This is a genomic window from Nocardioides sp. Soil_C_8 (assembly GCF_057656315.1).
Genome location: NZ_JBDGKQ010000005.1, coordinates 94059 through 121049, shown reverse-complemented (window position 1 = coordinate 121049; position 26991 = coordinate 94059). Strand labels below are relative to the sequence as shown.

The window sequence follows — 26991 nt, the reverse complement described above, 5'->3', positions numbered from 1 at the left end:
CAAGCACCCGCCCTCTCGGACACTGCAGGAGCCGCGATGAACGCCGTGATGACCGTCGACCTCTCCGAGCTCGACGCCTGGTCCGCGCAGGTCCAGCGCGCGAGCGACGACCTGTCGGGCATCGCCCGCAACGGCGGCCACGCCCTCGTCCAGACCGACTTCGGTCCCATCCTCGAGACCATGATGGGCGCCTACAACGCCTTGCTGCCCTCGGTGCACCAGTCGCTCGAGGACAACGGCACCGGGATGCGCGACCACGCCGAGGCGCTGCGCGCGACCGCCCGCGACTTCACGCTGACCGAGGACGGCGTCGTACGCCGCCACAACGCCGCAGGCGTCGACGGCCGCGACGGGTCGAGCAGGTTCTGGGACGTCGCCGACACCACCATCCGGCGGGCGGGCCCCACCGAGAGCAGCCTCCCCCGGATCAGCTTCGGCTTCCCCTACGACACCGTGTGCGACCTGGTGCGGATGCTCACCGGCTTCGACATCCGCGCCGAGCTCGCCGAGAAGATCGGCGGCGACGTCGTCAGCGCGTCCACCCAGGGGTCGTCGTTCGGCGCACTCGGCCAGTCGATGCACGGCGTCGCGGCCAACCTCGAGAGCGGCAGCCGCACCATCACGCAGACCTGGCAGGGCGGCGCCTCCGACGCCGCGGTCAGGCAGATCGGCACCTGGGTCGGCTCGCTCGACAGCCAGGCCGGCCAGCTCGTCCAGATGGGCCAGACCGTCGTGCAGATCTGTCGCGACGCCTGGCAGACCGCGCTGTCGGTCGTGCAGTGCGTCAAGGTGGCGGTCCAGACCGTGTCCGCCGCGCTCGCGACCATGAGCATCCCGGGCGTGGGCTGGGCCCGGGTCGTGCAGGCCGTCTTTCAAGCGTTCCAGGCGGTGATGAAGGCCTACAAGGCGCTGATGAAGCTCATCAACATCCTCCAACAGGTGAAGTCGCTCATCACGACGGTCAAGAACTTCTTCGACGGGGACAAGGCGCCCGTCTCGACGCCGGGGGTCGAGGTCTCGACCGGCACGCCGGGCAGCGTGACCCGCGACCCGAGCACCATCACCACCCCGACGGTCGGCCAGCGCCCCGCGCCGGTCGCGCCGGTCGCGCCCGCCCCGGCGTAGCCTCCACCCATGAGCGAACCACGCAGCCAGGCCGAGATCCTGGCCGCGATCTCCGCCGCCCGCGAGGACCTGACCTCGAGCCTGGCCGACCTGCAGGCGACCGTGGAGGAGCTCAACGCACGCCCGCTGCTCTCCGACGACGAGCGGCAGGCCCTCGAGGAGCAGGCCGAGTCGGGCGAGCTCGGCGACGACATGAAGACGCTGGTGGAGAAGATCAGTGGCGGCGAGGACACGTGGGAGCGCGTCTTCGCCGGCGAGTCACCCAACGGCGCGCTCCTGCAGGGCCACCTGACACGCATGGTCGACGAGCACCAGGAGGACATCGCGCTCGCCTTCGAGGAGCTCGTCGAGGAGGAGGAGGCGAAGGGCAACTTCCTCCTCGACGACGTGCCCAGTGACTGATGCCTCGAACTACAGGCATGTAGTTCCGGCGAACGTCTGTTACCCGTGTGACTCCTGTGATTCCCTGAGGTCGCCTCGCCCTTCCCCGCCCTGCTGGAGTCACCCATGCGCCGCGCCTGCCAGACCCGACCTCGTACGCTCCTCCGGACCGTGACGGCCGCCCTCGCGCTGGTGCTCGCCGCGCCGCTCGTCGGATCGACCGCCGCGACTGCCGAGCCCGCGCCCCAGGCCCGCAAGCTGGCCTCGCAGCGCCAGGTCGCCCTCGCCACGCCCGGCGACTTCACCGGCTACGGCTTCGACCAGTGCGTCGCACCGACCCAGTCGGCGATGGACGCGTGGTGGAAGAAGTCGCCGTTCACGGCCGTCGGCATCTACATCTCCGGCGACTCCCGCGCGTGCCGCACGCAGCCCAACCTCAGCTCCACGTGGGTCGCCGCCCAGGTCGCGCGGGGGTGGCGGCTCCTGCCCATCGCGCTCGGCCCGCAGGCGTCCTGCCAGCCGCGCTTCCCGCGCTACAAGGACGACTTCAAGATCTCCCCGCTCCCCACGGGCGGCTACGCGAAGGCCGCCGCGCAGGGTGCGGCCGAGGCGGACAAGAACGCCGCGGACGCGATGGCGTACGGCATCGGCGCGGGCAGCACGATCTGGTACGACCTCGAGGGCTTCAACCTCAGCGACACCCACTGCCGCGAGTCCGCCCTGGTCTTCACGTCGGCCTGGGTCACCCGGATCAAGGCGCTCGGCTACACCGCCGGCTTCTACTCGAGCGCGAGCTCGGGCATCAAGATGCTCGACGACGCCCGCACCCAGCGCCCGGGCCAGTTCGCCCTGCCCGACCGCATCTGGATCGCGCGCTGGGACGGCAAGGCCAACACGTCCACGACCTACATCCCCGAGGACGGCTGGCGACCCGGCGGCCGGATGAAGCAGTACCTCGGCGGCCACAACGAGACGTGGGGCGGCGTCACGATCAACATCGACAGCAACTACATCGACCTCGGCGCCGGCTCCCAGCCCCGTCCGGAGGGACGCTGCCCCGGCACGCGGCTCGGCTACTGGAAGTACCCCGCCCTCTCCCCCGGCTCCGCGCAGACGACGCGCGTCAAGGTGCTGCAGTGCCTGCTCACCGAGCAGGGCACCTACTCGGGGCCGGTCAACGGCTCGTACGACGCCGCCACCATCGCCGGTGCGCGCGCCTGGCAGGCCGCCCGCAAGTTCACGCCGAGCAACACCTTCTCGAAGCGGCACTGGACCGCGCTGCTCGCCGCCGGGGCGCGTACGACGATCAAGCGCGGCTCCGTCGACGAGTCGGTGCACCGGCTCCAGCGGGCGCTCAACGCGGCCGGCGCGGGACGCTTCCGGGCAACGGGGGTGTTCGACGCCAAGACCGAGGCGGCCGTGCGGACCTATCAGTCGCGCCTGAAGATCGGCGTCTCCGGCGTCGCCACCCGACAGACCTGGAACAAGCTGCAGCAGGGTCGCTGACCCGCGTCGAGGTCGCCGCTCGAGTGCCGCCGTTGACGCTGGACGCACGCCATGGCGTGCGTCGAGCGGACGTACGGCCGCTCGAGTCGGGCCGTGGAGGTCAGGCGGGCGGGCCGACGACGAGCGCCACGCCCGTCAGGCCAGCGACCGCGACGAGGCCGACGAGCGCACCCTGGGCGGGCCTGCGGACCAGCCAGGCGGTGAGCCGCTCGAGGAGGCCGTGCGGCGCGTCGGAGCGCAGACGCCAGGCGTCGCCCAGCAGCCCCGCGCGCTCGGCGTACCGCTCGAAGGGGACGGTCGCGAACGGCGGCACCGCCGCGCCGAGGCCCAGCGCCAGCCGGCTGACGGGCCACTTCTGGTCGACGAACAGCAGCGCCGTCACCAGGCAGTAGGCGATGAACACGACGCCATGGACCATGCCGAACACCTGCACGCCGAGCTCGGTGGTCTCGGTGACGTACTTGAGGAACATGCCCGTGAGGAGCAGCGCCCAGGTGACGGCCTCGGCGCGGGCGACGAGGCGGTAGAGGCGGGTGGGAGTCATGCGAAGACCTTTGATGCGAGGGAGGTGAAGAAGCCGAGCCCGTCGGTGCCGGGACCGGTGAGGTCCTCGACGGCGTGCTCGGGGTGCGGCATGAGGCCGACGACGTTGCCGCGCTCGTTGGAGATGCCGGCGATGTCGCGCAGCGAGCCGTTGGGGTTGTCGTCGAGGTAGCGCGCGACGACGCGGCCCTCGCCCTCGAGCACGTCGAGCGTGGCCTCGTCGGCGACGAAGCCGCCCTCACCGTTCTTGAGCACGATCGTGACCTCGGCGCCAGCGGCGTAGGCCGAGGTCCACGGGGTGTCGACGCGCTCGATGCGCAGGCGCTGGTCGCGGCAGACGAACTTGCGGTGGTCGTTGCGGATCAGGGCGCCGGGCAGCAGGTGCGACTCGCAGAGGATCTGGAAGCCGTTGCAGATGCCGAGCACGGGCAGTCCCTTGCCGGCCGCCTCGACCACCGACGTCATCACCGGGGCGAAGCGTGAGATCGCGCCGCAGCGGAGGTAGTCGCCGTACGAGAAGCCGCCGGGCAGCACGACCGCGTCGACGCCCTTGAGGTCGTCGTCGCCGTGCCAGAGCGCGACCGCCTCGTTGCCACCGATGGTGACGGCGCGACGCGCGTCGACGTCGTCGAGCGAGCCGGGGAAGGTGACGACACCGACCTTCACGAGCGACCGGCCTCGTGCGCGACCTCGGCCACCGAGTGCTCCTCGACGTGGACCTCGAAGTCCTCGATCACGGGGTTGGACAGCAGCGTCCGGGCGACGTCCTCGATCTCGGCGAGCACCGCGTCGGTGATCTCGCCGTCGACCTGGAGCTCGAACCGCTTGCCCTGCCGGACGTCGGTGACGAGGTCGAACCCGAGGCGGGGCAGCGCACCGAGCACCGCCTTGCCCTGGGGGTCGAGGATCTCGGGCTTGGGCATGACGTCGACGACGACTCGGGCCACGGGGATGCTCCTGGGTGACAGGGTGGGACGGGCAGGGCCGATTCTAGTGAGCCGCCGGGCGGGCGCGCCCGGCGGGCATGACGGTGGACGGAGCGGGTACGCGAGGGGCGGCGGCACGGCACGCGACGGGAGCACCAGATGGCACGGATCGGCATTTCCGGCTGGCGGTACGCCGGCTGGCGCGGCCAGTTCTACCCGCCCGGGCTGCCGCAACGGCGCGAGCTCGCCTACGTCGGCGAGCGGCTGACCAGCGTCGAGGTCAACGGCTCCTTCTACTCCCTGCAGCGGCCCTCGAGCTGGCGGGCGTGGGCCGCCGAGGTGCCCGAGGACTTCCTGTTCGCGGTGAAGGGGCCGCGCTTCGTCACGCACATGAAGAAGCTCAACGACGTCGAGGCTCCCCTCGCGACCTTCCTCGCCTCGGGCGTGCTGTCGCTGGGCGAGCGGCTGGGCCCGGTCCTGTGGCAGCTCCCGCCCAACCTGGGCTTCCACCCCGACCGCCTCGCCGCGTTCTTCGACCTGCTGCCGCGCACCACGGCCGCCGCGTCGTCGTACGCCGCCACCCATCACGACCCCGACAAGCTCAAGGAGCCCGCTGACACCGCCACGCCGGCCGACCGCCCGCTGCGCCACGTGCTGGAGGTGCGGCACACCTCCTTCCGCACGGCCGAGTTCTGCGAGCTGCTGCGCGCCCACGACATCGGGATGGTGGTGGCCGACTCCGCGGGCACGTGGCCGATGTTCGACGAGGTGACCAGCGGCGTCGCCTACGTCCGGCTGCACGGCGACACCGAGCTCTACGCCAGCGGCTACTCCGACGCGGCCCTCGACCGATGGGCCGAGAAGGTGCGCGGCTGGGAGGCCGACGGCCTCGACGTCTTCGTCTACTTCGACAACGACGCCAAGGTGCACGCCCCCTTCGACGCCCTCGCCCTCCAGGAGCGGCTGGGGATCAGCCCGCCGGGCGCGTGACGTCAGCCCGCCGCGAGCACCATGCAGGCAGTTCGGGCCGGAAGAGCTGGCGCTGAGCGTGTCATGGCCCGTGCTGGCCGCGAACTGCCTGCACGGTGCACGTCCCTCACTCCCGGCGGCGGGCGGCAGCAATCACCAGGCCGAGCCCGAGGCCGGCGACGAGGGGGCCGAGGATCGCCCAGATGCTCTGGTCGGTCATCGGGCTGCCCTCGAGGTAGCCGAGGCCCTGGAAGGTCCAGACCGCACCCGTGGCCACCATGATCACCCCGAGCGCGATGCCGAGGGCACGCATCAGGCGAGCTCGCGCTTGAGGATCTTGCCGGTCGCGGTCATCGGCAGGGCGTCGACGAACTGCACGATGCGGGGGTACTTGTAGGCGGCCATCTGCTCCTTGCCCCACGCGACGAGCTCGTCCTCGGTCACCGTGGCGCCGTCCTTGCGGATGACGACAGCCTTGATCTCCTCGCCGTGGCTGTCGTGGGGCACGCCGATGACGGCGGCGAGCGAGACGTCGGGGTGCGTGAGGAGGACCTCCTCGATCTCGCGCGGGTACACGTTGTAGCCGCCGCGGATGATCATGTCCTTCGACCGGTCGACGATGTAGTACCAGCCGTCGGCGTCCTTGCGGCCGAGGTCGCCGGAGCGGAACCACCCGTCCACGATCGCCTCGGCGGTCGCGTCGGGGCGGCCGTAGTAGCCCTTCATGATGTTGGGGCCCTTGATCGCGATCTCGCCGATGACGCCCTCCGCGTCCTCGACGTCCTCGCGCACCCCGGGCTCGGGGTTGATCAGCTTCATCTCGACGCCGGGGATCGGCTTGCCGATCGAGCCCACGCGCACGGGCTCGCCCCACACCGAGAAGCTCGCCACGGGCGACGTCTCGGACAGCCCGTAGCCCTCGAGGATCGTCACGCCGAAGCGCCGCTCGAACTCGTGGTGCACCTCGACCGGAAGGGCCGACCCACCCGCCACCGCGACCCGGACCTGGTCGGCGACCTTCTTCACGTCGACCCCTGAGTCGTCGAGCGCGCCGAGCAGGCCCCAGTACATCGTCGGGACGCCCGCGAAGAACGTCACGCCCTCCTGCTCCATCAGCGTCAGCGCTGGGCCGGCCTCGAAGCGCGGCAGCAGCACGACGGTGCCACCGAAGGCGAAGCCGGCGTTCATGATCACCGTCTGGCCGAAGGAGTGGAACAGCGGCAGCACGCACAGCAGCGTGTCGGGGTTGTCGGAGTCGGCGCCGAAGAGCGCGTCGCTGGCGAGCGCGTTGCTGATCATGTTGCGGTGCATCAGCTCGGCGCCCTTGGGCTGACCGGTGGTGCCGGAGGTGTAGAGGATGACGGCGGTGTCGTCGCCGGAGACCTCGCGCGTCTCGAAGACGGGCGACTGCCCCTTGAGCGCCTGGCCGAGCGTCTCGGTCCCCTCGATGGGCGACTCCGCGGCCGGGTCGGCGGTGACCACGAAGAAGTGCTCGCACGCGTCGGTCTGCTCGAACCCGGCGTGGCCCTCGGTGCCGATCGGCAGCTCGGGGGTGCCCTGGAAGCAGAAGTACGCCTTCGCGTCCGAGTCGTCGAGGTGGTAGGCGACCTCGCGCCCCTTGAGCAGCACGTTGAGCGGCACGACCGTCGCCCCGGCCTTGAGGATGCCGTAGTAGACGATCGGGAAGTACGGCAGGTTGGGGCAGCTCAGCGCGACCTTGTCGCCCGGCTCGATGCCGCGCGAGACCAGCAGGTTGGCGACCTGGTTGGCGGCGGCATTCACCTGGGCGTAGGTCAGGCGGGTGTCGCCGAGCACGACGGCCGTACGGTCCGGGTGGGCCTCGGCGGAGCCTTCGAGCAGCGAGGAGAGGTTCGGCATGGCGCCAACCTACTCAGCCACTCAGGAGGTCGTCACGGGTTGTCTGGTCGGGCTGAGGCGACTCAGTCGGCGCGCTGCGCGATCCGGTGGCCGGCGGTGCGGAGGTCGGCGGCGATCGCCCGCTTGGCCAGCACCCCCGAGCTGCCGGCGGCGACGGCGTACAGCCCCGAGCCGGACACCTCACCGTCGGCCACGACGCGGCAGCCCTCGCGGGTGCCGGTGAAGCGGAGGCGCAGCGTCGCCTCCACGCCGCGCCAGGTGCCTCGCTCGGCCCACGAGCGGAACGGCGCGAACTCGACGACCTCCAGGCTCGGGCGTACGCCGACCACGGTCAGCTCGGTCCAGGTCTGGCCGAGGTGCGGCTCCTCGTCCTCGGGCACGTCGACCGACAGCAGGCTCGACTGCCACTCGGGACGGCGGCGCGGGTCGACGAGGTAGGCGAACGCCTCCTCCGCCGGGTGTGGCAGCTCGACGGTCGCCGAGAACCGCCGCGTCGTCAGAACGTCTCCCCGGTCAGCAGCTCGTAGGCCTCGACGTAGCGCGCGCGGGTGCGCTCGACGACGGCCTCGGGCAGCGGCGGCGGCGCCTCCCCGGAGGTGCGGTCCCAGCCGGACTCGCCGGTGAGCCAGTCGCGCACGATCTGCTTGTCGTACGACGACTGGGCGCGGCCGGGCTGCCACTCGTCGGCGGGCCAGAAGCGGGAGCTGTCGGGGGTCAGGACCTCGTCGGCGAGGATCGTGGTCCCGTCCGGCCGGCGCCCGAACTCGAGCTTGGTGTCGGCCAGGATGATGCCACGCTCGCGGGCGACGAGGTGCGCCTTGCCGTAGACCTCCATCGTCAGCATCCGCAGCTCCGCCGCGGCGTCGTCGCCGACCTCCTCGACGACGGCCTCGTAGGCGACGTTCTCGTCGTGGTCGCCGAGCTCGGCCTTGGTGGCGGGCGTGAAGATCGGCTCCGGCAGCCGGCTGCCGTCCTGCAGGCCGGCGACGAGCGGGATGCCGCAGACCTCGCCGGTGCGCTGGTAGTCGAGCAGGCCCGAGCCGGTGAGGTAGCCGCGGGCGACGCACTCGACCGGGAACATCGCGAGCTGCTCGCAGATCACCGCTCGGCCGGCGACGGAGGCCGGCACGTCGGTCGACACCACGTGGTTGCCCACCAGGGCAGCCAGCTCGTCGAACCACCACAGCGACATCCGGGTGAGGATCTCGCCCTTGTCGGGGATGGTCGTGTCGAGGACGAAGTCGTAGGCGGAGATGCGGTCGCTGGCGACCATCAGCAGCCGACCCTCGTGCGTGCCCGAGTCGATGCGGTAGAGGTCGCGGACCTTGCCGGAGTGGAGGTGCGTGGTGCCCTCGATCGGAGGGGCTGCGGGGATGTTCAGCTCGGCTGCCACGCGCCGAGCCTAGTGGCCGAGCGCTGCATCAGCAGCGCGAGTCCGGCACCGACGGCACCGACCAGGACGGCGGGCACCGCCGTGATCGGGGCCGGCAGGCCCGGGGGCGCCGACGGATCGACGACCACGCCGAGCACGACGCCGATCACCACGACGAGGCCGAGCCCGAGACCCAGGCCCGTGAGGGCGCTGAGCGGGGCGGTCGCGCGGTCGTTGCGCACGAGCCCCTGCAGCGCGATACCGACGGCGAGACCCAGCAGCACACCGACCGGCAGCGACACTGCGGCGCCGACGATGCCGCCGAACACCGGGCCGACCTCCGGTCCCACCTCGTCGGGCGACTGATCGGACAGGCCCGACAACAGCGCGCCTCCCAGCACGCCGACCACGACCCCGGCCGCGGCACCGCCGACCACCCCGGACCCGACCCACCCGAGCCCGAGCCAGCCCGGACCGTCACGACCGGCAGCGGCGTCCCCCATGTGCGGACCCTACGTGCGGATCTAGCGGTGCAGCCACCAGATCATCCGGCGCGTCATCCACGGCAGGAAGACGTAGGTCATCAGCGGCGTCATCACCGACGTCACCAGCACGACGCGCGGAACCAGCGGCCAGCCGCCGATGGTCCTCGAGGCGATGAAGTTGGCGAGCAGGCTCAGCGGCAGGAAGACCATGAAGATCACGACCATCTGCTTCCAGCGCGGCGGGGCGACCGGGGCGGCGCTCAGCGCCTCGACCGAGGCCGGCTCGTCGAACCATCCCTCGATGCCGGTACGCCGCTCGCGCCGCCGCTCCTCCACGCTGCCGTGCGCCGCCTCGAGCCACCACTCGCGCTGCGGGGAGGCCTCCCAGGTCGCGAGCGAGTCGTTGTCGGCGAAGCGGTAGAGCATGTGCCACTCGGTCGAGTCCTCGCTCGGCCGTACCCACCCCGACCCGAGGAACCCGTCGAACTTCTCGGCCAGCGACGTGCCCGCCTGCACCCACGCCAGCATCTCGGTCGTGCGCGAGGGGTCGACGTGACGGGTGACGGACACGGTCACGGGGGCGCTCATGAACTCAAGTGTCGGGCGCTGGGGCTGTCCGCGCGAAGCCGGCAGCGACGAGATCCCCGCCACGCCGGTGCAGGTCTGAGGCACCTCGGTCGCCGACGGACCACCTCAGGCAGGCGAAGGCCAGGCGGAGATAAGGCGTCTGCCCGATGTGGGGCAGGGGGTCTTAGCCGCAGCGTGGAGTCATCCACCAGCACCCGGTCAGGAGCCCGTCATGAACAGCACCGCCATCGACACCACCGCCCGCATCGCCGGCTTCCACCGCGCCGACGTCGCCCGCGAGGTCGCCGCGGCCCGCGCCGCACGCCGTACGCGCCAGCCGGCCGAGCCGGTCGTCACCGAGGTGCCGTCGCCGCGCCGCAACGGGTGGAGCCGCTGGTTCCCGGTGCCCCGCCCGGCCCACTGATGCCGGTCGCACGTGCCGACCGTCCACCCGTGGCCAACGGCCTCCTCGCCTGCGACCATCGGCAGATGGTCGGGAGGCTCGTCGGCCGCGAGGCCGAGCTGGACCGGATCGCCGGGGCTGTCATGAGCACCCGCGGCGGCACCAGCCGCTGCCTGCTGGTCACCGGCGAGGCCGGCATCGGCAAGAGCCGGCTCGTCGCCGAGGCCGTGGGGAGCCTCGGCGACGCGCTGGTGCTCACCGGCCACGCCGTCGACATGACGACGGGAGAGATCCCGTTCGGCGTCGTCGCCGACACCCTGCGCGACCTCGTTCGGGTCGCCGGTGTCGACGTGTTGCGGCCCTCCGAGCGGGACGTGCTTGCGCCGCTGCTCCCCGGCGCTGCCCCGCGCCAGCAGGTCGAGCGCGTGCAGCTGCTGTCGACCTTCCTCGACCTGCTCGAGCGGCTGGCCCGCGAGCGCACCCTCGTGTGGGTCGTCGAGGACCTGCACTGGGCCGACTCGGCGACGCGGGACCTGGTCGGTCTGGCGGCGCGGACCCTGCCCGCGGGCCTGCTGATCGTCGCCACGGTGCGCACCGACGACCCGGAGCGCACGCCGTCCGCCGAGGCCGCGCTGACGTCGTACGTCGCCGGGCTGGCGCGGACCCCGGGGTGCGAGGTGCTGCCGCTGGCACGCCTGAGCACGGACGCCGTGCAGCGACAGCTCCGCGACCTGCTCGGCTCGCGCCCGTCGGCCGAGGTCGCCAGCCGCGTGGAGCGGCTCAGTGACGGCATCCCCTTCGTGGTGGAGGAGCTGGTGGCCGCCGCGGGACGGCCGGAGCTGACCACCGTGGCTGCCGTCGCCGCGGGGCGGCTGGGGAGCCTGGACCCCGAGACGCGGCGGCTGGTGGAGGCCGCGGCGGTCGGCGACGGCCACCTGCGGATCAGCCTGCTCGAGCAGGTCCTCGACGCCACCCCCGATGAGCTCGACGCGGCACTGGTGGAGGCGCAGCACGCGGGGATCCTCACGACCGACCCCGACCGCGACCTGGTGGGCTTCCGGCACGCGCTGCTGCGCGAGGCGACGAGCCGGGAGACCGGACCGGGTGCCCGGCGCTCGTGGCACCGCAGGTGGGCCGAGGTGCTGGAGGACAATCCCGGCGTGCTGGCGGGCGACCCGGCGCTCCTCGCGATCGCCGAGCACTGGCACCAGGCGCGCGACGTACGACGGGCGCTCGCCGCCACCGTCGCGGCGCTCCCCGCGGCCGAGCGGGTGTGCCGACCGGATGAGGAGACGGCGCTGTGGGTCCGCGTGCTCCGAGCCTTCGGTGAGGTGCCCGACGCGCCGGAGGTCGCCGGCATGTCGTTGCGCGACGCGTTCGCCCGCAGCGCCGTCGTCGCGCACGCGTCCCGGCGCCTCGGCGACTGGGTCGACGCAGTGCCGGCGCAGCTGCTGAGCCCCGTCGAGCGGCGCTACTTCTCGCTGGAGCACGAGGTCCACGGCAAGGGCGAGGGCAACGCGCACCCGCAGGACGAGATCGCCGCCATCGCCGACCTCGTCGAGGACGACCCGGTGGACCTCCTCTCCGTCCAGATGTGGTCGATCCTGGGGTCGGCGATGACGGACGACCCGGCGCGAGGCGAGCGGTTGTGCCTCGACGCGCGACGCGCCGCCGCCGTCCTGGGCAACATCCGTCTCAGCGTCGCGGTCGCGGCGACGGACTCCTACCGCGCCCAGGTCAACGGAGATCCCGAGCGGGCGGCTGCGTCGCTGCGCGAGGCGCTCGCTGAGTTCGGGCACGAGCGGTGGGACGGCGTCTTCCACCTCTGGGGCAACCTCGTGTGGTGCGAGACGATCTGCGGACACCACGAGGCGGCTGACGCTGCCGCCACCGAGTCGCTGCGCCGGTTCGACCACCCGTTCCTGTCCGTCAACGTGTGGGAGCACCTGGTCGAGAACGCCGCGTCGACGTGGCTGCTCACCGGCCAGTGGGCGCGTGCCCGGGCGCTGCTGGAGGAGTCCGCGCCCTGGTGGGCCGACGACCTGCGCTGCAGCAACCTCCACCTCACCCTGCTCGACCTCGCCCAGCAGGGGGCTGCCGACGTGTCGAGGTGGCGGCGCTACGCCGGTGCGCCCGCCAAGAGCGGCGCTCCGGAGTGCATGATGCGCCAGGCCGTCGCCGCCAGCGCCGCGGCAGCAGGCGACCTCCGGCAGATGCGCGCCGACCTGGCACCGCTCTGGCAGGGCGACCGCCTGGTGCTGGACAGCGACCACCTCTGGCAGTGCGTCCTCCTCGCCGCGCGGGCCGAGGCGGATGCCGCTCCGGAAGCGACCCCGGGCGACCTCGACGAGGCGCGCGAGCACGTCGCGGCGCTCGAGGAGGTGGCCGAGGTCCTGCGCCGTTTCGGCCCCCTAGGCGAGGTCTGGCCCGTCGACCTCGCCGCCCAGCTCGACCGCTTCCACGGGCGTGACGCGCGGCCGGCACTGCGGGCAGCACTGGAGGGGTGGGTGCGGATCGGGCACGTCCCGGACGCGGCCGTGACCCACCTGTCGCTGGCCGAGCAGGAGGCGGCCCAGGGCGACCGCGACGCCGCCCGGCACCACCTCGTCGCCGGTCGCGGGATCGCCGAGCAGTTCGAGGCGCGGCCGCTGCTCGCGCGCGCGGACGCGCTGGCGGAGAGGTGGGCGATCGGCCCGCGCGAGCGTCGTACGGACGGCGTGCTGACCGAGCGCGAGGTCGAGGTGCTCCGGCTGGTCGCCGAGGGCCTGACCAACGGGCAGATCGGCGTGAAGCTCGTCATGTCACCCAAGACGGCGACCGTCCACGTCTCGCACATCCTCGCCAAGCTCGGCGCCGCCAACCGCACCGAGGCGGCAGCCACGGCACGACGGCAGGGACTCCTGGGCTGACGCCCTCTGGCGCGGCATTGTCTAGTGATTTAGTCTACTAAGTCACAGCACCTCGTCCCCGGGAGGGATCGTGCCCCGAGCACCACGCCCCGACTTCCTCGTCATCGGCGCCCCCAAGGCCGGCACCACCGCGCTCCACGCCGCACTCGCGCAGCACCCCGACGTCTTCGTCTCCGACCCGAAGGAGCCGAAGTACTGGCTGTGCGACGGCGCGCCGCCGCCGGCCTGGCGGGGCCCGGGCGACAAGCACTCGCAGCAGGAGTGGATCTGGCGCGCGGACCGCTACTTCCCGCTGTTCGCCCCGGCCGCGCAGCACCAGGCGCGCGGCGAGAGCACGCCGTTCTACCTGTGGAGCCGCGGCGCGCACCGCCGCATCGCAGAGGACCTCCCCGACGTGCGCCTCGTCGCCGTGGTCCGCGACCCGGTCGACCGCGCCTACAGCAACTGGATGCACCTGTGGTCCGACGGCCTCGAGCCGGAGGCCGACTTCGTGTCGGCGTTCGGCCGCGAGGACGAGCGCGTGCGGGCCGGCTGGGCGCCCTTCTGGCGCTACCGCGAGCTCGGGAGGTACGGCGAGCAGCTCGCGCACCTGCACCGCTACGTCGACCCCGAGCGCATCCTCGTCATCCGCTACCGCGACCTCGTCGACGCCCCTGGAGCCACGGTCGACCGGGTGAGCCGGTTCCTCGGGATCCGAGAGGGCCTGGTCGACTCGATCCCCCGCGACAACTCGCGCAGCTTCGTCCCGCCCGGCTGGCGACCCAAGGTGTTCGGGCCGGTCGTGCGCAGCGGAGCGCGGCTCGGGCAGTTCGCGCCACCGCAGGTGTGGCGGGCGATCCACCCGCTGTCGCTGGGCCTGCTCGGCGACCACCGCGACGCGCACCGGCCCCGCCTCGACGCGACCAGCCGGCAGCACCTGATCGAGAGCTACGCGGACGACATCGCGCTGCTCGGCGAGCTCACCGGCCAGGACTTCGGCGACTGGCTCAACCCCGAGAGCCGCGGCTCGTTCGCCCAGCGCTCCGCGACGGTCACCCGCCTCGTCGAGCGCGAGAGCGACCCGACCCCGCCGTCCGGCGAGGCAGACGGAGTGGCCCGCGAGGTCAGCGCACGCAGGTGACGAGGTCGTGCGCGCCGTCGGGGCGCGCGGCCTCGACGTAGTAACGCACGCGGCCGTCCGGCAGCGGCACGGCAGTGGCATAGCGGAACGCGCCGTCGGAGTGCGGGGAGGCGATCGGCGGCTGGTCGAGCCGGGTCAGCGCGGTGCCGTCCCAGGTCGCCACCCCGGTGGTCTCGAACCAGTTGGACTCGGCGTCCGGCCGGCCGTCGTACAGCACCGTGCCGTCCGGCAGCACCGCACTCACCCGCGCGCCGCGGGCGTCCCACCGACCCTCGCGGCCGGCCAGCACCTCGCCGTGGTCCTCCCACGCCAGGCCGTCGACGCTGGTGAGCCGGCGGGTGGTCATCCGGTCCTCGTGGCCGGGCTCGTCGAGGGGGTGGCAGCACAGCCACATCTCGTAGCCGTGGTGGCCCACCGTGATGACAGGGTCCTTGACGCCGGTGTCGCGGTCGCCGTCGTGCACGCGACGTCGTACGCCGTCGGGCAGCCCCTCGACCGTGTCGGCGGACAGGCTGTCCACCCACCAGTGCTTGGAGCCGGGGGTCGCGCAGGACAGGTAGAGCCGCCAGCCGCCCTCGCGCAGCGGCACGAGCACCGGCCGCTCGAAGGACTCGGCGCCGAAGGCCTCGCGCGCCACCTCGGCGACCGGCTCGAAGGTGACGCCGTCGTCGGAGCGGGCGACGACCACCGAGACGCCACGCCCGTCGGTCAGCGGGCGGCGGACCCGCCAGGTCAGCCAGAACACCCCGTCGACCAGCACGGCGCTCGCGGCCCCGGCCCAGTTGCCGGCGCCCGGGCCGGGGGCGGGGACCACGACCTCGACGTCGTCGTAGGTCGGCGGCGCTGATGTCACGGTCGTCATGCGCCCACGATAGTCGACAAGATCACTACAGTTCGAGAGCGCGGCCGGTGACGTCAGCCGGTGACCTCGAACGACGAAGCGCCGCTCGGCGCCGCGTCGCGGGCGGCGACGTCGCGCACCCGCGCGGACGGCGGACCGTGCCGGCACCACTCCACGAGCGCATCGACGGCGTCGTCCTCGCCCTCGGCGTGCACCAGGACAGTGCCGTCCACCTCGTTGCGCACCCAGCCCACGACGCCGAGCTGCCGGGCCCGCTCCTGGGTGTGCCACCGGAATGCCACGCCCTGCACCTGTCCGGTCACCCGCGCCTGGATCGCCTTCATGACCCCATCCTGCCCCTCCCGTCGGGCGGTCCCCCGTGCTGGCACCGGGTGAGAGGCTGGCTCGGATGACCCAGGACGAGCAGGCCGCGCGCCCGAGCGGCGACGAGGCGGCGTACGAGCCGGACCCGCGGCGCTGGCGCGTGCTCGCCGTGTCCCTCGTCGTCGGCTTCATGTCGCTGCTCGACGTCACGATCGTCAACGTCGCCGTGCCGTCCATCCGGGCCGGGCTCGACACCTCCGCCGCGACCATCCAGTGGGTGGTGTCGGGCTACGCGCTGGCCTTCGGCATGACGCTCGTCGCAGGCGGGCGCCTCGGCGACGCCTACGTCCGTCGCCGGATGATGACCATCGGGCTCGTCGGCTTCGTCGTCTCCAGCGCCGCGGTCGGGCTCGCCCCGAACGCGGCAGCCATCGTCCTGGCCCGGCTCGTGCAGGGCGCCAGCGCCGGCCTGCTCACGCCGCAGAACTCCGGGCTCATCCAGCAGCTCTTCCGCGGCGCCGAGCGCGGCCGGGCCTTCGGCATGTTCGGCTTCACCGTGGCCGTCGCGTCGGCCACCGGGCCCCTCATCGGCGGCCTGCTGATCGGCCTCCTCGGCGAGGAGAACGGCTGGCGCTCCCTCTTCCTGATCAACGTGCCGATCGGCTTGGTCGCACTGGTGCTGATCCGCTGGCTGGTGCCCGACAACCACGTTGGCGCCGGCCCCGAGGGCGAGCCGAAGGACTCCCGCATCGACCTGGTCGGGGCGGCACTCCTGGGGCTGGCCGTGCTGGCCGTGCTGTTCCCGCTGATCAGCCTCGAGGGCGGCGCCGGGCGGCCGCTGCTCGTGCTGCTGGCCTTCCCGCCACTGGCATGGGCGTTCGTGCGGTGGGAGGCGCGGACCGTCCGGCTCGACCGGCCGCCGCTGCTCGACGTGTCGTTGCTGCGCGGGCTGCCCGGCTACGCCAACGGCCTGCTCGTCGGCACCCTCTACTTCACCGGCTTCACCGGCATCTTCCTGGTGCTCTCGGTGCACCTGCAGGAGGGCGAGGGCTTCTCACCGCTCCAGGCCGCCTTGCTCATGACGCCGTTCGCCGTCGGCGCCGCCACCACCTCGCCCCTCGCCGGCCGGCTCGTCGGCCAGCTCGGACGACGGGTCACCCTCGTCGCGCTCGGGGTGATGATGACCGGCACCGCGCTCGCGGCCTGGCTGGTGACCTCGCCGACCGACACCCTGTGGTGGACGCTCGCGCCCGCGATGTTCCTCGCCGGCATCGGCGGCGGCGGCGTGATCTCGCCCAACTTCACCCTGTCGCTGGCCGAGGTGCCGCCCGCGATGGGCGGGGCGGCCGGCGGCGCGCTCCAGACCGGCCAGCGGATCGGGTCGGCCCTCGGCGCCGCGCTGCTGATGACCGTCTACCAGGCTGTCGGCACCGCGACCTCGGCGCCGGTCGCGGCCCGCGCGGCCCTCCTCGCGGCCCTCGCCGTGCTGTCGCTCGCCTTCGCCGCCGCCGTCCGCTCGTGGCGGCTCGGCGACTGACGTACACCGTGCAGGCAGTTCGGCCGCACGAAGGCTGCGCTGAGCGTGCCGACGGGCGGACGAACCGCGAACTGCCTGCGTGGTGTCAGAGGATCGCGCCCGGCGAGTACGACGCCGCGGCGGGGTGGTGGGCCGCGAGCGCCTCGACCCGGGCGACGACCGCGCGGGTCTGGGCGACGGCAGCGCCGGTGAACTCGATCGGGTCGGCGACGAGCGCGTCGATCTGGTCCCTCGTGAGCCCGAGCCGCTCGTCGGCGGCGAGCTTGGCGAACACGTCGTTGTCGGCCTGGCCGGCGCGCATCGCGAGCGCGGTGCCGACGGCCGCCTCCTTGATCGCCTCGTGAGCGGCCTCGCGGCCGACGCCGTTGCGGACCGCCGCCATCAGCACCTTGGTCGTGGTGAGGAAAGGCAGGTAGCGGTCGAGCTCGCGCTGGATGACGGCCGGGAACGCGCCGAACTCGTCGAGCACGGTGAGGAAGGTCTGGAAGAGCCCGTCGGTGGCGAAGAACGCGTCTGGCAGCGCGACGCGGCGCACGACCGAGCACGAGACGTCGCCCTCGTTCCACTGGTCGCCGGCGAGCTCGCTGACCATCGAGAGGTGGCCGCGGACGATGACGGCGAGGCCGTTGACGCGCTCGCACGAGCGCGTGTTCATCTTGTGGGGCATCGCCGACGAGCCGACCTGGCCCTCCTTGAACCCCTCGGTCACCAGCTCGTGGCCGGCCATCAGCCGCACGGTGGTGGCGAGGTTGGACGGGCCGCTGACCAGCTGCACCAGCGCGGAGACGACCTCGAAGTCGAGCGAGCGGGGGTAGACCTGGCCGACGCTGGTCAGCACCTGCTCGAAGCCCAAGTGGCGCGCGACCCGCTCCTCGAGCTCCTCGAGCCGGGAGGCGTCGCCGTCGAGCAGGTCGAGCATGTCCTGGGCGGTGCCCATCGGCCCCTTGATGCCCCGCAGCGGGTAGCGCGCGAGGAGCTCCTCGATCCTCTGGACCGCGATCAGCATCTCGTCGGCGATCGTGGCGAAGCGCTTGCCGAGGGTGGTGGCCTGGGCGGCGACGTTGTGCGAGCGGCCGGCCATCACGGTGGCCTCGTGCTCGGCGGCGAGCCGGCCGAGGCGGACCAGCGTGGCGACGGCGCGGTCGCGCAACACCTCGAGCGAGCGGCGTACCTGCAGCTGCTCGACGTTCTCGGTGAGGTCGCGCGAGGTCATCCCCTTGTGGATGTGCTCGTGACCGGCGAGGGCGGAGAACTCCTCGATGCGGGCCTTGACGTCGTGGCGGGTGACCCGCTCGCGTGCGGCGATCGAGTCGAGGTCGACCTTGTCGACGACCGACTCGTAGGCCTCGACGACGCCGTCGGGCACGGCGATGCCGAGGTCGCGCTGGGCCTTGAGCACCGCGATCCAGAGCTGTCGCTCGAGGACGATCTTGTGCTCGGGCGACCAGATCTCGGCGAGATCGGCGCCGGCATAGCGGGTGGCCAGGACGTTGGGGACGGTCACGTCCCGATTGTCCCATCCGCGGGGGTCCAGCCGTCCCACGGTGCCCACCAGCGGACGTCGCGCTCGAGGAGGTCCGCGACCTCCGCGGCCGCTGCGAGCGTCGCGTGGAGCTCGTGCTGCGTGATCCGGCCGGACGCCAGGCACGGGGCCAGGTGCTGCACGTCCTTCCAGCGCCACGCGCCGTCCGGATCGATGACGACGTCGAGCTGGAGGTCGTTGACGTCGACCCCGTCGGCGGTGCGCACGACCGGGGTCTCGAAGTTGACGTACCAGGACAGGAAGGCGCCGTCGGAGGCGAAGAACTTCCAGACGGAGTACCAGTCGCCGGTGCGTCGCAGCTTCAGCACGTTGGTGCCGGTCCAGGCCTCGAGGTGGCCCCACGGGTGCGGCACCGGGTGCGCGGGGAAGGCCATCGGCGTCCCGTCTACCTTGACCGTCGCGAGCACCACGCCGTCGTCACCGACCACGCGCTCGTCCCACGACGCCCACTCGGCACCGTGCAGCACCTCGCGCACCCGCATGTCGGACCCGACCGCGAACGGCTCAGTCACGGGACGCGGCACCCTCGACCACCCCGAGCGGCTCGGCGGCGATGTCACGGCGCCACTGGGCGCCCGGGAAGCTGATGGTCGAGATGCCCTCGTACGCCTTGGCGCGGGCGTCGGCGACGTCGGCGCCGGTCGCCCGGACGGCGAGCACCCGGCCACCGGCCGTCACCAACCCGGCGTCGGTCCGTGCGGTGCCGGCGTGGATCACGTCGACGTCGTCCTCGACGGCCAGGGTCTCGGTGCCGACGACGACGTCGCCCGTGCTGGAACCCTCGGGGTAGCCCGCACTCGCCATCACCACCGACACCGCGGCTCCGTCGGCGAAGGTCGGCTCGGGCACCGCGGAGAGGTCACCGTCGGCGGCGGCGCGCAGCAGGGTGCCGAGCGGTGAGGTCAGCAGGGCGAGCACCGGCTGCACGTCGGGGTCGCCGAAGCGGCAGTTGAACTCGATGACCTTCGGGCCGGCAGCGGTCAGCGCGAGCCCGACGTAGAGGCAGCCGACGAACGGCGCACCGCGCTGCTGCATCTCCGCCAGCGTCGGCGCGACGACGTCGGCCATCACGGTGTCCACGACGCCGTCGGGCAGCCAGGTCAGCGGGGCGTAGGAGCCCATGCCGCCCGTGTTGGGTCCGAGACCGCCGTCGAAGATGCGCTTGAAGTCCTGCGCCGGCAGCAGCGGTCGTCCCACGGTGCCGTCGCAGACGACGAAGATCGAGAACTCCGGTCCGTCGAGGAACTCCTCCACGACGACGCGGCCGCACCCGGCGGCGTGGGCCAGCGCCTCGTCGCGGTCAGTCGTCACGACGACGCCCTTGCCCGCCGCGAGCGCGTCGTCCTTGACGACGTACGGCGCCCCGAAGGCGTCGAGGGCCGCGGCGACCTCGTCCGGCGTCGTGCAGGTGCGGGAGCCGGCGGTCGGCACGCCGGCGGCCGCCATGACCTCCTTGGAGAAGGCCTTGGACCCCTCGAGGCGGGCGGCGTCGCGGGACGGGCCGAACACCGCGATCCCCGCTGCGCGGACGGCGTCCGCGACGCCTGCGACCAGCGGGGCCTCGGGACCGACGACCACCAGCTCGGCGCCGATCGACGTGGCGAGGGCGGCGACGGCCGGGCCGTCCATCGGGTCGACAGGATGCAGGGTGGCCACCTCGCCGATGCCGGGGTTGCCCGGGGCGGCGTGCACCTCGGTCACCGCGGGATCGGCGTCGAGGGCGAGCGCGAGGGCGTGCTCGCGGCCGCCGGTGCCGACGACGAGGGTCTTCACCCGTGGACCACCACGGTCTGCTCGCGGCCCGGTCCCACCCCGACGCCCCAGATCTTCGCGCCCGACATCTCCTCGAGCGCCTGGACGTAGGCCTGGGCGTTCTTGGGGAGGTCGTCGAAGGAGCGGCAGCCGGAGATGTCGCTCTTCCAGCCGTCGAAGAACTCGTAGACCGGCTTCGCGTGGTGGAACTCGGTCTGCGTCATCGGCATCTCGTCGACCCGCTCGCCGTCGATCTCGTAGGCCACGCACACCGGGATGCGGTCCCACGCGCCGAGGATGTCGAGCTTGGTGAGGAAGAGCTCGGTGAGGCCGTTGACGCGGCTGGCGTAGCGGGCGACCACGGCGTCGTACCAGCCGCAGCGACGGGTGCGACCGGTGGAGACGCCGATCTCCCCTCCGAGCGTCTGCAGCTGGACGCCGTCCTCGTCGAAGAGCTCGGTGGGGAACGGGCCGGAGCCGACGCGCGTCGTGTAGGCCTTGATCACGCCGATGACCCGGTCGATCCGGGTGGGCCCGATGCCGGCGCCGACGCAGACACCGCCGGCGACCGGGTTGGAGGACGTGACGAAGGGGTAGGTCCCGTGGTCGACGTCGAGCATGGTGGCCTGGGCGCCCTCGAAGAGCACTGTCTGGCCGGCGTCGAGCGCCCGGTTGAGCAGCAGCGAGGTGTCGCACACCATCGGCTGGAGCCGGTCGGCGTAGGACAGCAGCTCCTCGACGACCGCGTCGACCTCGATGGCACGCCGGTTGTAGACCTTGGTGAGGAGGTGGTTGCGCACGTCGAGGGCGGCGTCGATCTTCTCGCGCAGGATCTTCTCGTCGAAGAGGTCGGCGATCCGCACGCCGACGCGGTTGATCTTGTCGGCGTAGGCCGGGCCGATGCCGCGGCCGGTGGTGCCGATCTGGTTCTTGCCGAGGAAGCGCTCGGTGACCTTGTCGATCGTGGCGTGGTAGCTCGCGATCACATGGGCGTTGGCGCTCACCTTGAGGTCGGCCACCTCCACGCCGCGAGCGACGAGGCCGTCCAGCTCGCGGAACAGCGCCTCCGGCGAGACCACGACGCCGTTGGCGATCACGGAGGTGGCGCCGGGCGTGAGGATTCCGCTCGGCAGCAGGTGGGTGGCGTACTTCTCGCCGTTGACCACGATGGTGTGGCCGGCGTTGTGGCCGCCGCTGGTGCGGACCACGAAGTCGATGGGGTCCGTGGTGGCCAGCAGGTCGGTGGCCTTGCCCTTGCCCTCGTCGCCCCACTGGGCGCCGAGCACGACGATCGCGGGCATCTCAGCCCTCCTCTGTCATTCGGCAGAAAGAAAACAGCTCCGGCACAAGGCACCGGAGCTCTTGCGACGCCACGTTACCGCACCCCGGACCGCATCCCCGACCGTCGGCTAGGGTCCGGACGTGCGCTCCCTGCTGGTCATCACCAACGCCGACGCCGGCACCTCCGACGAGGAGCGGCTCGCCGAGGCCCTCGTCGTCCTCCGGGAGAAGGCCTCGGTCGAGGTCGCCAAGACCTCCAACCCCGGCGAGCTCGACGGGGTCCTCCACCGCGCCGGCGGTCGTACGGTCGTGGTGGCCGGCGGCGACGGCAGCCTGCACGCCGTCGTGACGGCACTGCACAAGCGCCGCGAGCTCGACCAGACGACCCTCGCGCTCCTCCCGATGGGCACCGGCAACGACTTCGCGCGCGGCAACGACATCCCGCTGGAGATCGAGGACGCGGCGCAGCTCGTGCTGTCCGGCGAGCCCCGCCAGGTCGACCTCATCGTCGACGAGACCGGCAACGTCGTGGTCAACAACGTGCACGTCGGGGTCGGCGCGCAGGCCAGCCGCAAGGGCGCGAAGTGGAAGACCCGGCTGGGCGCCGTCGGCGTCGGCAAGGTCAACCTCGGCAAGCTGGGCTACCCGATCGGCGCCGCGCTCTCCGCCTTCCACCCGCCCAACTGGCGCCTGCGCGTCGAGCTCGACGGCGACGTGGTCAACGACGTCGACCGGCCGGTGTTGATGGTGGCCATCGGCAACGGCGGCAACGTCGGCGGCGGCACCGAGCTCAACCCCGACGCCGACACCGAGGACGGGCTGCTCGACGTGATGATCAGCCGCGCCGTGAAGCCGAGCGCCAAGCTCGGCTACGTCCTGCGGCTGCGCAAGGGCGAGCACGACGAGCGCGACGACGTGGTCACCCTGCGCGGTACGTCGGTGAAGGTGAGCGGCGACGAGTTCTGGCTCTCCGCCGACGGCGAGATCTCCGGGCCCGAGCGCAGCCGCAGCTGGCGCCTCGAGCGGGCGGCGTACACCATGATCCTGCCGCGCTGACCGTCACAGCCAGCCGCGGCGGACCGCCTCGACGCCCGCCTGGAAGCGGGTGTCCACGCCGAGCTCGGTCATGAGGCCCGCGATGCGTCGCCGGACGGTGCGCAGGCCGATGCCGAGCTTGCGGGCGATGACCTCGTCGGTGGCCCCCGCCATCAGCTGCTCGAGCAGGAACTGTCTCCCGTCCGGGCTCACCCGGCCGGCCTCGAGCTCGGGCACCGGCGCGGCGCGGTCCCACAGCGACTCGAACCACATCGTCAGCGCCGCCACGATCGAGCGCTGACGCACGTGCACCCGCGGCTCGTCGGTGAAGCCGATGGGCTCGGGGATCACGGCGTGGCTGTCGCCGAAGATGAACAACCGGGTGGGCACCTCGGAGATGATCCGCACCTGCTCCCCCAACCCGGCCCGCACACGGAGGGCGTCGGGCGCCTCCGTCACCGCGCGCGCGGGATAGATCGCGCGGGAGCGGCGACCGGTGGCCATCGCCTCGGCGAGCAGCTCGCTGACCTGGGACTCGCGCGGCATGGCCCAGGCGTCGGGGCGCAGCCACAGCATGTCGCCCCGGCTGGTGCGCAGCATCAGCTGCAGCAGCTCCAGCGGGTTGCCGCCCGAGCTCAGCTCGCCGTCGAGCGGGTGGACCTCGGTGACGTGGCGCGGGTCGGGGCGCGTCGTCGAGGCCACGAGGTGCGGCACAGCGCTCGAGAGCTGGGCCAGCATGGCCGCCGACGACGCCGCCGAGCGCGCCTGGCGCAGCACCAGCTCGGAGACCGCGTCGGCCAGGGGCGGCACCACGATCCGCTCGTCCGACACCACGACCAGCCCGCGCTCGACCAGCGGGGCGAGGCTGCGCACCAGCTGGTCGGGCCGCTCCTGCACCAGCTGCGCGACCCCGACGACGGTGTGCCCGGACACCGGGGCCAGCCGGAAGTAGAGCTGCTCGGTCCTGCGGTCGAGGCCGAGGGCCGCTAGGGCAGAGGACGGGTCGCCGGGCATGGTGGCAGTTTAGTGCCATCGGCACTCATGATCCGCGTGGCAACGAACGGCCAGTCGATACTGTCCTCGCCGGCCGCCGCGGGGGTGTGCGGCTGGCCCGCTCCTCGGAGCACGGCGTCGGAGCCGCCACGGGGGTCGGCTCCGGCGCCATACGGCGTCCCTTAGCCTTGCGCGCATGGCGCGAGGACGGCAACAGGGTGATCCGGTCGACTGGGTGACGCGCGCGGCGGACGACGCCGTACGCCACGCGGGCGAGGGCAACCTCGTGACCGTCGCGTCCGGTGCGTCCCCGAGCGGGCCGATCCACCTGGGCAACCTGCGCGAGTTCATCACCCCGCACTTCGTGGCCGAGGAGCTGCGGCGCCGCGGCGTCCCGGTCCGCCACCTCCACTCGTGGGACGACTTCGACCGGTTCCGCAAGGTGCCCGCCGGCGTGCCGGCCGAGTGGGCCGACCACATCGGGCGCCCGCTGACCGCCGTGCCCGACCCCTGGGAGTGCCACCCCAGCTGGGCCGACCACTTCAAGGCACCCCTCCAGGAGTCGCTGCGCGAGCTGGGCGTCGAGATGGAGGAGATCTCGCAGACGCAGATGTACACCTCCGGCGCCTACCGCGAGCAGGTCCTCGAGGCCGTCTCCCGGCGTGACGAGATCGAGGCGGTCCTGGCCAAGCACCGCACCAAGAAGGTCGCCCCCGCCGAGGACGCGTCCGAGCAGGAGGCCGCCGACCTCGCTGACTCGGTCGCCAACGAGGACGACGAGGAGGGCGACCCCACCGCGGCCTCCTCGGCCGACGCGATCGCCCGCTTCCCCTACCGCCCCTACTGCCGCCAGTGCGGGCGCGACACCGTCACCACGACGGCGTACGACGACGCCACCACGACGCTGTCCTACACCTGCTCCTCGTGCGGCTTCGAGGGCACGACCGACCTGTCCACCGACACCGACGGCAAGCTCGTCTGGAAGGTCGACTGGCCGATGCGGTGGGCCTACGAGAAGGTCGACTTCGAGCCCGCCGGCCGCGACCACATGACTCCCGGCTCGTCCTACACCGTCGGCACCGAGATCGTGTCGTCGATCTTCGACTGGAAGGCGCCCGCCCGGGTCATCTACGCGTTCGTCGGCTTCGCCGGCGTGCAGAAGATGTCGTCGTCGGCCGGTGGCGTGCCCACGGCCACCGACGCGCTGCGCATCCTCGAGTCGCCGATGCTGCGCTGGCTCTACGTCCGCCGAGCGCCCACCCAGGCCTTCGACATCGACTTCGGCGCCTCCGTCGTGCGGCTCTACGACGAGTGGGACGCACTGGGCCGCAAGGCCGCCGACCCGACCAGGGCCGACGTCGCGACGCTCGCGTGGCACCGCGCGTCCGAGACGGCGTCCGCCGGCCGCCTGCCCACCCCGGCGGTCCCGGTCCCCTTCCGGGCCCTGTCGTCGGTCGCCGACGTGACGGCGGGGTCGGCCGACCTCATCTCGCGCATCATCGAGTCGTCGGGCTACGCCCACGACTCCGTCGCCGACCTCGAGCCGCGGCTGTCCAAGGCGATGCAGTGGACCGCCGAGCACGTGCCCGCCGACGAGCGCACCACGGTGCGCGAGGCTCCGGACACCGAGCGGCTGTCCTCGCTCAGCGAGGACGAGGAGCTGTGGCTGCGGATCTTCCTCGACCGGCTGCCCGACGACGGCGACCTCGACGCCGTCACGTCGGTCGTCTACGGCACGCCCAAGGTCGCCCGCGGCCTCGGGTTCGACGACGCCCCCACCGACCAGGTGAAGGCGGACCAGAAGGACTTCTTCCGGCTGCTCTACAACCTCCTGGTCGACGCCGACCGCGGCCCGCGCCTGCCCACCCTCGTGCTGGCCCTCGGACCGGCGAAGGTGCGGCAGCTGCTCGGCGCCTGAGCCGGCTTCCGGAAATTCGGGTAAGTCCCTCTACCGTCGCTTGCCCTCCGCCGAGGGGTGGTGCCATGCAGGAAAGGCACCAACCCCCGGAGGACTGTCATGCTCACCAACGCACTCGGCTCGGTCCGGCGCGGTGTCCCGGCGATCGCCATCGCCGGCACCCTCGTCGTCGCCGCGGCCACCAGCGGCGCCACCGCCGCCCTCGTCATCACCGGCAACGACATCGAGAACGGCACGGTGACCACCAAGGACATCAAGAAGAACAACCTGACGTCCAAGGTCATCAAGAACGGCACACTCAAGAAGGAGGACCTCTCATCGGGCGCCGTCTCGTCGCTTCGCGGCGCAACCGGTCCGGCCGGCCCCACCGGCGCGCCTGGCATCTCCGGCTACCAGATCGTGACGGAGACCAAGTCGCTGCCTCCGATGTCGACCACCGAGGCGTCAGCCACGTGTCCCGCGGGCAAGCGGGTGCTGAGCGCGGTCGGGTGGCTCACGACCACGTACGAGGGCGCGGCGGTCAACATCGGCGCGACCAGCGCCACGGCCGCCGCCTTCAACAGGAACGAGCTGGCCACTGCCACGCTGACCATCCAGGTGGTCTGCGCGTTCGTCAGCTGACCTGTCGCGGTGGCCGCGTCAGCGGCGGAAGCCGACCGGGTCGCCGAGGTAGTGCTCGAGGTCGGCGCGCACGGCGTCGCTGATGGTCCACGCCGACTGGGCGTGGTGGTCCCAGAGCACGTTGACGCACTCCCAGACAGCTGCCGGGCCGCCGCCCGCCTCGACCCGGAGCTCGGCCGCGACGGTGAAGGACGAGCGGCCGATCCGGGAGACCCACAGCGAGGCGAGGAACGGCTGGTAGGGAACGAACCGCATCTCGGAGTGGTACTCGATCGTCTGCGAGGCGACGAGCTCGGAGACGTCCGGGGCGGCGCCGTGGAGCAGCCCCGTCGCCCCGGCGGGGAGGCCCGGCAGGCGGGCGAAGCGGAGGAACTCGTAGCGCGCCTCGTCGAGCACCCGGACCGCCTCGACGTTGTCCACGTGACCGGCGAGGTTGATGTCGCGGTAGCGCGCCTGGATCTCGGTCGTGAAGGTCTGGGCCATGGGAGAAGTCTCTCGGACCCCCACCTAGGGTTGGCCCATGACCTCCGGTTCCTTCGGCGGCGACCTGATGGCCGGTCCCCCGCCCACCCACCTGCCCGCCGACCCCGCCGACGCCGAGCTCGCCGGGGGCGACGCCCCTGCGGCCGTCGTACGCCGCCACCCGGACTCCCCTGCCGCCTGGGCCGCCCTGGCACAGCAGGCCCAGGAGGCCGGTGCCGACGACGTGACCGTCTACGCCTACGCCCGCGTCGGCTACCACCGCTCGCTCGACCGGCTCCGACGCAACGGCTGGAAGGGCCACGGCCCGGTGCCGTGGGAGCACGAGCCCAACCGCGGCTTCCTGCGCTCCCTCGCGCTCCTCGCGCTGGCCGCCCGGGCGATCGGCGAGACCGACGAGTGGGAGCGCTGCTCGACCTTCCTGCGCGACTCCAGCCCCACCGCGGCCGACGAGCTGCTGGGCTGACGCCCGACCGTTCGTC

At 72.5% G+C, this 26991-nt stretch carries 29 protein-coding genes; 12 read left to right on the top strand and 17 right to left on the bottom strand.

Features of this window, described 5'->3' with window-relative positions:
• The first annotated feature begins 36 nt into the window (after positions 1-36).
• The 3 genes from AC3A3L_RS20085 (at position 37) to AC3A3L_RS20075 (ending at position 3012) form a co-directional block, all read left to right on the top strand.
• Positions 37-1125 (top strand): WXG100 family type VII secretion target, encoded by a 1089-nt coding sequence (locus tag AC3A3L_RS20085; RefSeq protein ID WP_487641816.1) that lies wholly within the window; start codon positions 37-39, stop codon positions 1123-1125.
• A gap of 9 nt (positions 1126-1134) precedes the next feature.
• Positions 1135-1527, top strand: a complete 393-nt coding sequence (locus AC3A3L_RS20080) for a hypothetical protein (protein WP_487641815.1) — start codon at positions 1135-1137, stop codon at positions 1525-1527.
• A gap of 150 nt (positions 1528-1677) precedes the next feature.
• Positions 1678-3012: a glycoside hydrolase domain-containing protein gene (locus AC3A3L_RS20075; protein ID WP_487641814.1), complete on the top strand. Its 1335-nt coding sequence runs from the start codon at positions 1678-1680 to the stop codon at positions 3010-3012.
• A 100-nt stretch (positions 3013-3112) separates the two neighbouring features.
• Here the strand turns inward: AC3A3L_RS20075 and AC3A3L_RS20070 are convergent, their stop codons facing one another.
• The 3 genes from AC3A3L_RS20070 to purS are packed head-to-tail and all read right to left on the bottom strand — an operon-like array spanning position 3113 to position 4502.
• A complete protein-coding gene (locus tag AC3A3L_RS20070; RefSeq protein ID WP_487641813.1) occupies positions 3113-3556 on the bottom strand; it encodes a DUF3817 domain-containing protein in 444 nt (147 codons plus the stop codon).
• On the bottom strand, positions 3553-4221 hold the full coding sequence (purQ, locus tag AC3A3L_RS20065; RefSeq protein ID WP_487641812.1) for a phosphoribosylformylglycinamidine synthase subunit PurQ: 669 nt from the start codon (positions 4219-4221) through the stop codon (positions 3553-3555). The genes AC3A3L_RS20070 and purQ overlap by 4 nt, the downstream gene beginning before the upstream one ends.
• Positions 4218-4502, bottom strand: coding sequence for a phosphoribosylformylglycinamidine synthase subunit PurS (gene purS / locus AC3A3L_RS20060; protein WP_487641811.1), 285 nt, complete (start codon positions 4500-4502; stop codon positions 4218-4220). Before purS ends, purQ begins: the two co-directional genes overlap by 4 nt.
• Positions 4503-4640: 138 nt before the next feature.
• Between purS and AC3A3L_RS20055 the strand changes: the two genes are divergently transcribed.
• On the top strand, positions 4641-5471 hold the full coding sequence (locus AC3A3L_RS20055) for a DUF72 domain-containing protein (RefSeq protein ID WP_487641810.1): 831 nt from the start codon (positions 4641-4643) through the stop codon (positions 5469-5471).
• A 106-nt stretch (positions 5472-5577) separates the two neighbouring features.
• Here the strand turns inward: AC3A3L_RS20055 and AC3A3L_RS20050 are convergent, their stop codons facing one another.
• The 6 genes from AC3A3L_RS20050 to AC3A3L_RS20025 all read right to left on the bottom strand — a co-directional run bounded on the left by AC3A3L_RS20050 (position 5578) and on the right by AC3A3L_RS20025 (position 9773).
• On the bottom strand, positions 5578-5763 hold the full coding sequence (locus AC3A3L_RS20050) for a hypothetical protein (RefSeq protein WP_487641809.1): 186 nt from the start codon (positions 5761-5763) through the stop codon (positions 5578-5580).
• Positions 5763-7328, bottom strand: a complete 1566-nt coding sequence (locus AC3A3L_RS20045) for a long-chain-fatty-acid--CoA ligase (RefSeq protein ID WP_487641808.1) — start codon at positions 7326-7328, stop codon at positions 5763-5765. The genes AC3A3L_RS20050 and AC3A3L_RS20045 overlap by 1 nt, the downstream gene beginning before the upstream one ends.
• A gap of 62 nt (positions 7329-7390) precedes the next feature.
• A complete protein-coding gene (locus AC3A3L_RS20040; RefSeq protein ID WP_487642023.1) occupies positions 7391-7828 on the bottom strand; it encodes an SRPBCC family protein in 438 nt (145 codons plus the stop codon).
• A complete protein-coding gene (locus AC3A3L_RS20035) occupies positions 7825-8721 on the bottom strand; it encodes a phosphoribosylaminoimidazolesuccinocarboxamide synthase (RefSeq protein ID WP_487641807.1) in 897 nt (298 codons plus the stop codon). Before AC3A3L_RS20035 ends, AC3A3L_RS20040 begins: the two co-directional genes overlap by 4 nt.
• Complete coding sequence (locus AC3A3L_RS20030; protein WP_487641806.1) at positions 8706-9203, bottom strand: hypothetical protein; 498 nt, start codon at positions 9201-9203, stop codon at positions 8706-8708. Before AC3A3L_RS20030 ends, AC3A3L_RS20035 begins: the two co-directional genes overlap by 16 nt.
• Before the next feature lie 21 nt (positions 9204-9224).
• A complete protein-coding gene (locus tag AC3A3L_RS20025; protein ID WP_487641805.1) occupies positions 9225-9773 on the bottom strand; it encodes an antibiotic biosynthesis monooxygenase in 549 nt (182 codons plus the stop codon).
• A 211-nt stretch (positions 9774-9984) separates the two neighbouring features.
• On the opposite strand from AC3A3L_RS20025, the gene AC3A3L_RS20020 reads away from it, so the two are divergent.
• From AC3A3L_RS20020 to AC3A3L_RS20010, 3 genes are all read left to right on the top strand, one after another.
• A complete protein-coding gene (locus AC3A3L_RS20020; protein WP_487641804.1) occupies positions 9985-10176 on the top strand; it encodes a hypothetical protein in 192 nt (63 codons plus the stop codon).
• Positions 10177-10205: 29 nt separating this feature from the next.
• On the top strand, positions 10206-13064 hold the full coding sequence (locus AC3A3L_RS20015; protein ID WP_487641803.1) for an ATP-binding protein: 2859 nt from the start codon (positions 10206-10208) through the stop codon (positions 13062-13064).
• A gap of 70 nt (positions 13065-13134) precedes the next feature.
• Positions 13135-14184, top strand: a complete 1050-nt coding sequence (locus AC3A3L_RS20010; protein ID WP_487641802.1) for a sulfotransferase family protein — start codon at positions 13135-13137, stop codon at positions 14182-14184.
• Here AC3A3L_RS20010 and AC3A3L_RS20005 read toward each other — a convergent pair.
• Both AC3A3L_RS20005 and AC3A3L_RS20000 read right to left on the bottom strand, forming a co-directional pair.
• Positions 14168-15046: a hypothetical protein gene (locus AC3A3L_RS20005; protein ID WP_487641801.1), complete on the bottom strand. Its 879-nt coding sequence runs from the start codon at positions 15044-15046 to the stop codon at positions 14168-14170. The genes AC3A3L_RS20010 and AC3A3L_RS20005 overlap by 17 nt on opposite strands.
• Positions 15047-15099: 53 nt before the next feature.
• Positions 15100-15369, bottom strand: coding sequence for an acylphosphatase (locus AC3A3L_RS20000; protein WP_487641800.1), 270 nt, complete (start codon positions 15367-15369; stop codon positions 15100-15102).
• Positions 15370-15434: 65 nt separating this feature from the next.
• Here AC3A3L_RS20000 and AC3A3L_RS19995 point away from each other — a divergent pair, with 65 nt between their 5' ends.
• Entirely contained in the window at positions 15435-16886 is a 1452-nt protein-coding gene (locus AC3A3L_RS19995; RefSeq protein ID WP_487641799.1) for an MFS transporter, read from the top strand.
• Positions 16887-16971: 85 nt separating this feature from the next.
• On the opposite strand, the gene purB is transcribed toward AC3A3L_RS19995, so the two are convergent.
• The 4 genes from purB to AC3A3L_RS19975 are packed head-to-tail and all read right to left on the bottom strand — an operon-like array spanning position 16972 to position 21482.
• On the bottom strand, positions 16972-18390 hold the full coding sequence (gene purB / locus AC3A3L_RS19990; protein ID WP_487641798.1) for an adenylosuccinate lyase: 1419 nt from the start codon (positions 18388-18390) through the stop codon (positions 16972-16974).
• Complete coding sequence (locus tag AC3A3L_RS19985) at positions 18387-18941, bottom strand: ribonuclease FAU-1 family protein (protein WP_487641797.1); 555 nt, start codon at positions 18939-18941, stop codon at positions 18387-18389. The genes purB and AC3A3L_RS19985 overlap by 4 nt, the downstream gene beginning before the upstream one ends.
• Positions 18934-20202, bottom strand: a complete 1269-nt coding sequence (gene purD, locus AC3A3L_RS19980; protein ID WP_487641796.1) for a phosphoribosylamine--glycine ligase — start codon at positions 20200-20202, stop codon at positions 18934-18936. The genes AC3A3L_RS19985 and purD overlap by 8 nt, the downstream gene beginning before the upstream one ends.
• Positions 20199-21482: an adenylosuccinate synthase gene (locus tag AC3A3L_RS19975; RefSeq protein ID WP_487641795.1), complete on the bottom strand. Its 1284-nt coding sequence runs from the start codon at positions 21480-21482 to the stop codon at positions 20199-20201. Before AC3A3L_RS19975 ends, purD begins: the two co-directional genes overlap by 4 nt.
• Positions 21483-21603: 121 nt before the next feature.
• On the opposite strand from AC3A3L_RS19975, the gene AC3A3L_RS19970 reads away from it, so the two are divergent.
• Complete coding sequence (locus tag AC3A3L_RS19970) at positions 21604-22518, top strand: diacylglycerol/lipid kinase family protein (protein WP_487641794.1); 915 nt, start codon at positions 21604-21606, stop codon at positions 22516-22518.
• Positions 22519-22521: 3 nt separating this feature from the next.
• Here AC3A3L_RS19970 and AC3A3L_RS19965 read toward each other — a convergent pair whose 3' ends face one another.
• The gene (locus AC3A3L_RS19965; RefSeq protein ID WP_487641793.1) at positions 22522-23511 is read right to left on the bottom strand and encodes a helix-turn-helix transcriptional regulator; all 990 of its coding nucleotides are present in this window, start codon (positions 23509-23511) and stop codon (positions 22522-22524) included.
• A gap of 175 nt (positions 23512-23686) precedes the next feature.
• On the opposite strand from AC3A3L_RS19965, the gene lysS reads away from it, so the two are divergent.
• Positions 23687-25408, top strand: a complete 1722-nt coding sequence (lysS, locus tag AC3A3L_RS19960) for a lysine--tRNA ligase (protein WP_487641792.1) — start codon at positions 23687-23689, stop codon at positions 25406-25408.
• A 99-nt stretch (positions 25409-25507) separates the two neighbouring features.
• Positions 25508-26029, top strand: coding sequence for a hypothetical protein (locus tag AC3A3L_RS19955; protein WP_487641791.1), 522 nt, complete (start codon positions 25508-25510; stop codon positions 26027-26029).
• Positions 26030-26047: 18 nt separating this feature from the next.
• Here the strand turns inward: AC3A3L_RS19955 and AC3A3L_RS19950 are convergent, their stop codons facing one another.
• Complete coding sequence (locus AC3A3L_RS19950; protein ID WP_487641790.1) at positions 26048-26512, bottom strand: acyl-CoA thioesterase; 465 nt, start codon at positions 26510-26512, stop codon at positions 26048-26050.
• A 37-nt stretch (positions 26513-26549) separates the two neighbouring features.
• Here AC3A3L_RS19950 and AC3A3L_RS19945 point away from each other — a divergent pair, with 37 nt between their 5' ends.
• Positions 26550-26975, top strand: coding sequence for a DUF3151 domain-containing protein (locus AC3A3L_RS19945; RefSeq protein ID WP_487641789.1), 426 nt, complete (start codon positions 26550-26552; stop codon positions 26973-26975).
• Positions 26976-26991: the final 16 nt, after the last annotated feature.

Bases quoted from the DNA above. Each gene is read 5' to 3' on its own strand.
- AC3A3L_RS20080 (WP_487641815.1), top strand. From the start codon at position 1,135: ATGAGCGAACCACGCAGCCAGGCCGAGATCCTGGCCGCGATCTCCGCC.
- lysS (WP_487641792.1), top strand. From the start codon at position 23,687: ATGGCGCGAGGACGGCAACAGGGTGATCCGGTCGACTGGGTGACGCGC.
- AC3A3L_RS20005 (WP_487641801.1), bottom strand. From the start codon at position 15,046: ATGACGACCGTGACATCAGCGCCGCCGACCTACGACGACGTCGAGGTC.
- AC3A3L_RS20000 (WP_487641800.1), bottom strand. From the start codon at position 15,369: ATGAAGGCGATCCAGGCGCGGGTGACCGGACAGGTGCAGGGCGTGGCA.
- AC3A3L_RS19995 (WP_487641799.1), top strand. From the start codon at position 15,435: ATGACCCAGGACGAGCAGGCCGCGCGCCCGAGCGGCGACGAGGCGGCG.
- AC3A3L_RS19975 (WP_487641795.1), bottom strand. From the start codon at position 21,482: ATGCCCGCGATCGTCGTGCTCGGCGCCCAGTGGGGCGACGAGGGCAAG.
- AC3A3L_RS20070 (WP_487641813.1), bottom strand. From the start codon at position 3,556: ATGACTCCCACCCGCCTCTACCGCCTCGTCGCCCGCGCCGAGGCCGTC.
- AC3A3L_RS20020 (WP_487641804.1), top strand. From the start codon at position 9,985: ATGAACAGCACCGCCATCGACACCACCGCCCGCATCGCCGGCTTCCAC.
- AC3A3L_RS20055 (WP_487641810.1), top strand. From the start codon at position 4,641: ATGGCACGGATCGGCATTTCCGGCTGGCGGTACGCCGGCTGGCGCGGC.
- AC3A3L_RS19950 (WP_487641790.1), bottom strand. From the start codon at position 26,512: ATGGCCCAGACCTTCACGACCGAGATCCAGGCGCGCTACCGCGACATC.
- AC3A3L_RS20045 (WP_487641808.1), bottom strand. From the start codon at position 7,328: ATGCCGAACCTCTCCTCGCTGCTCGAAGGCTCCGCCGAGGCCCACCCG.
- AC3A3L_RS20050 (WP_487641809.1), bottom strand. From the start codon at position 5,763: ATGCGTGCCCTCGGCATCGCGCTCGGGGTGATCATGGTGGCCACGGGT.
- AC3A3L_RS20030 (WP_487641806.1), bottom strand. From the start codon at position 9,203: ATGGGGGACGCCGCTGCCGGTCGTGACGGTCCGGGCTGGCTCGGGCTC.
- AC3A3L_RS19945 (WP_487641789.1), top strand. From the start codon at position 26,550: ATGACCTCCGGTTCCTTCGGCGGCGACCTGATGGCCGGTCCCCCGCCC.
- AC3A3L_RS20025 (WP_487641805.1), bottom strand. From the start codon at position 9,773: ATGAGCGCCCCCGTGACCGTGTCCGTCACCCGTCACGTCGACCCCTCG.
- AC3A3L_RS19955 (WP_487641791.1), top strand. From the start codon at position 25,508: ATGCTCACCAACGCACTCGGCTCGGTCCGGCGCGGTGTCCCGGCGATC.
- AC3A3L_RS20085 (WP_487641816.1), top strand. From the start codon at position 37: ATGAACGCCGTGATGACCGTCGACCTCTCCGAGCTCGACGCCTGGTCC.
- AC3A3L_RS19965 (WP_487641793.1), bottom strand. From the start codon at position 23,511: ATGCCCGGCGACCCGTCCTCTGCCCTAGCGGCCCTCGGCCTCGACCGC.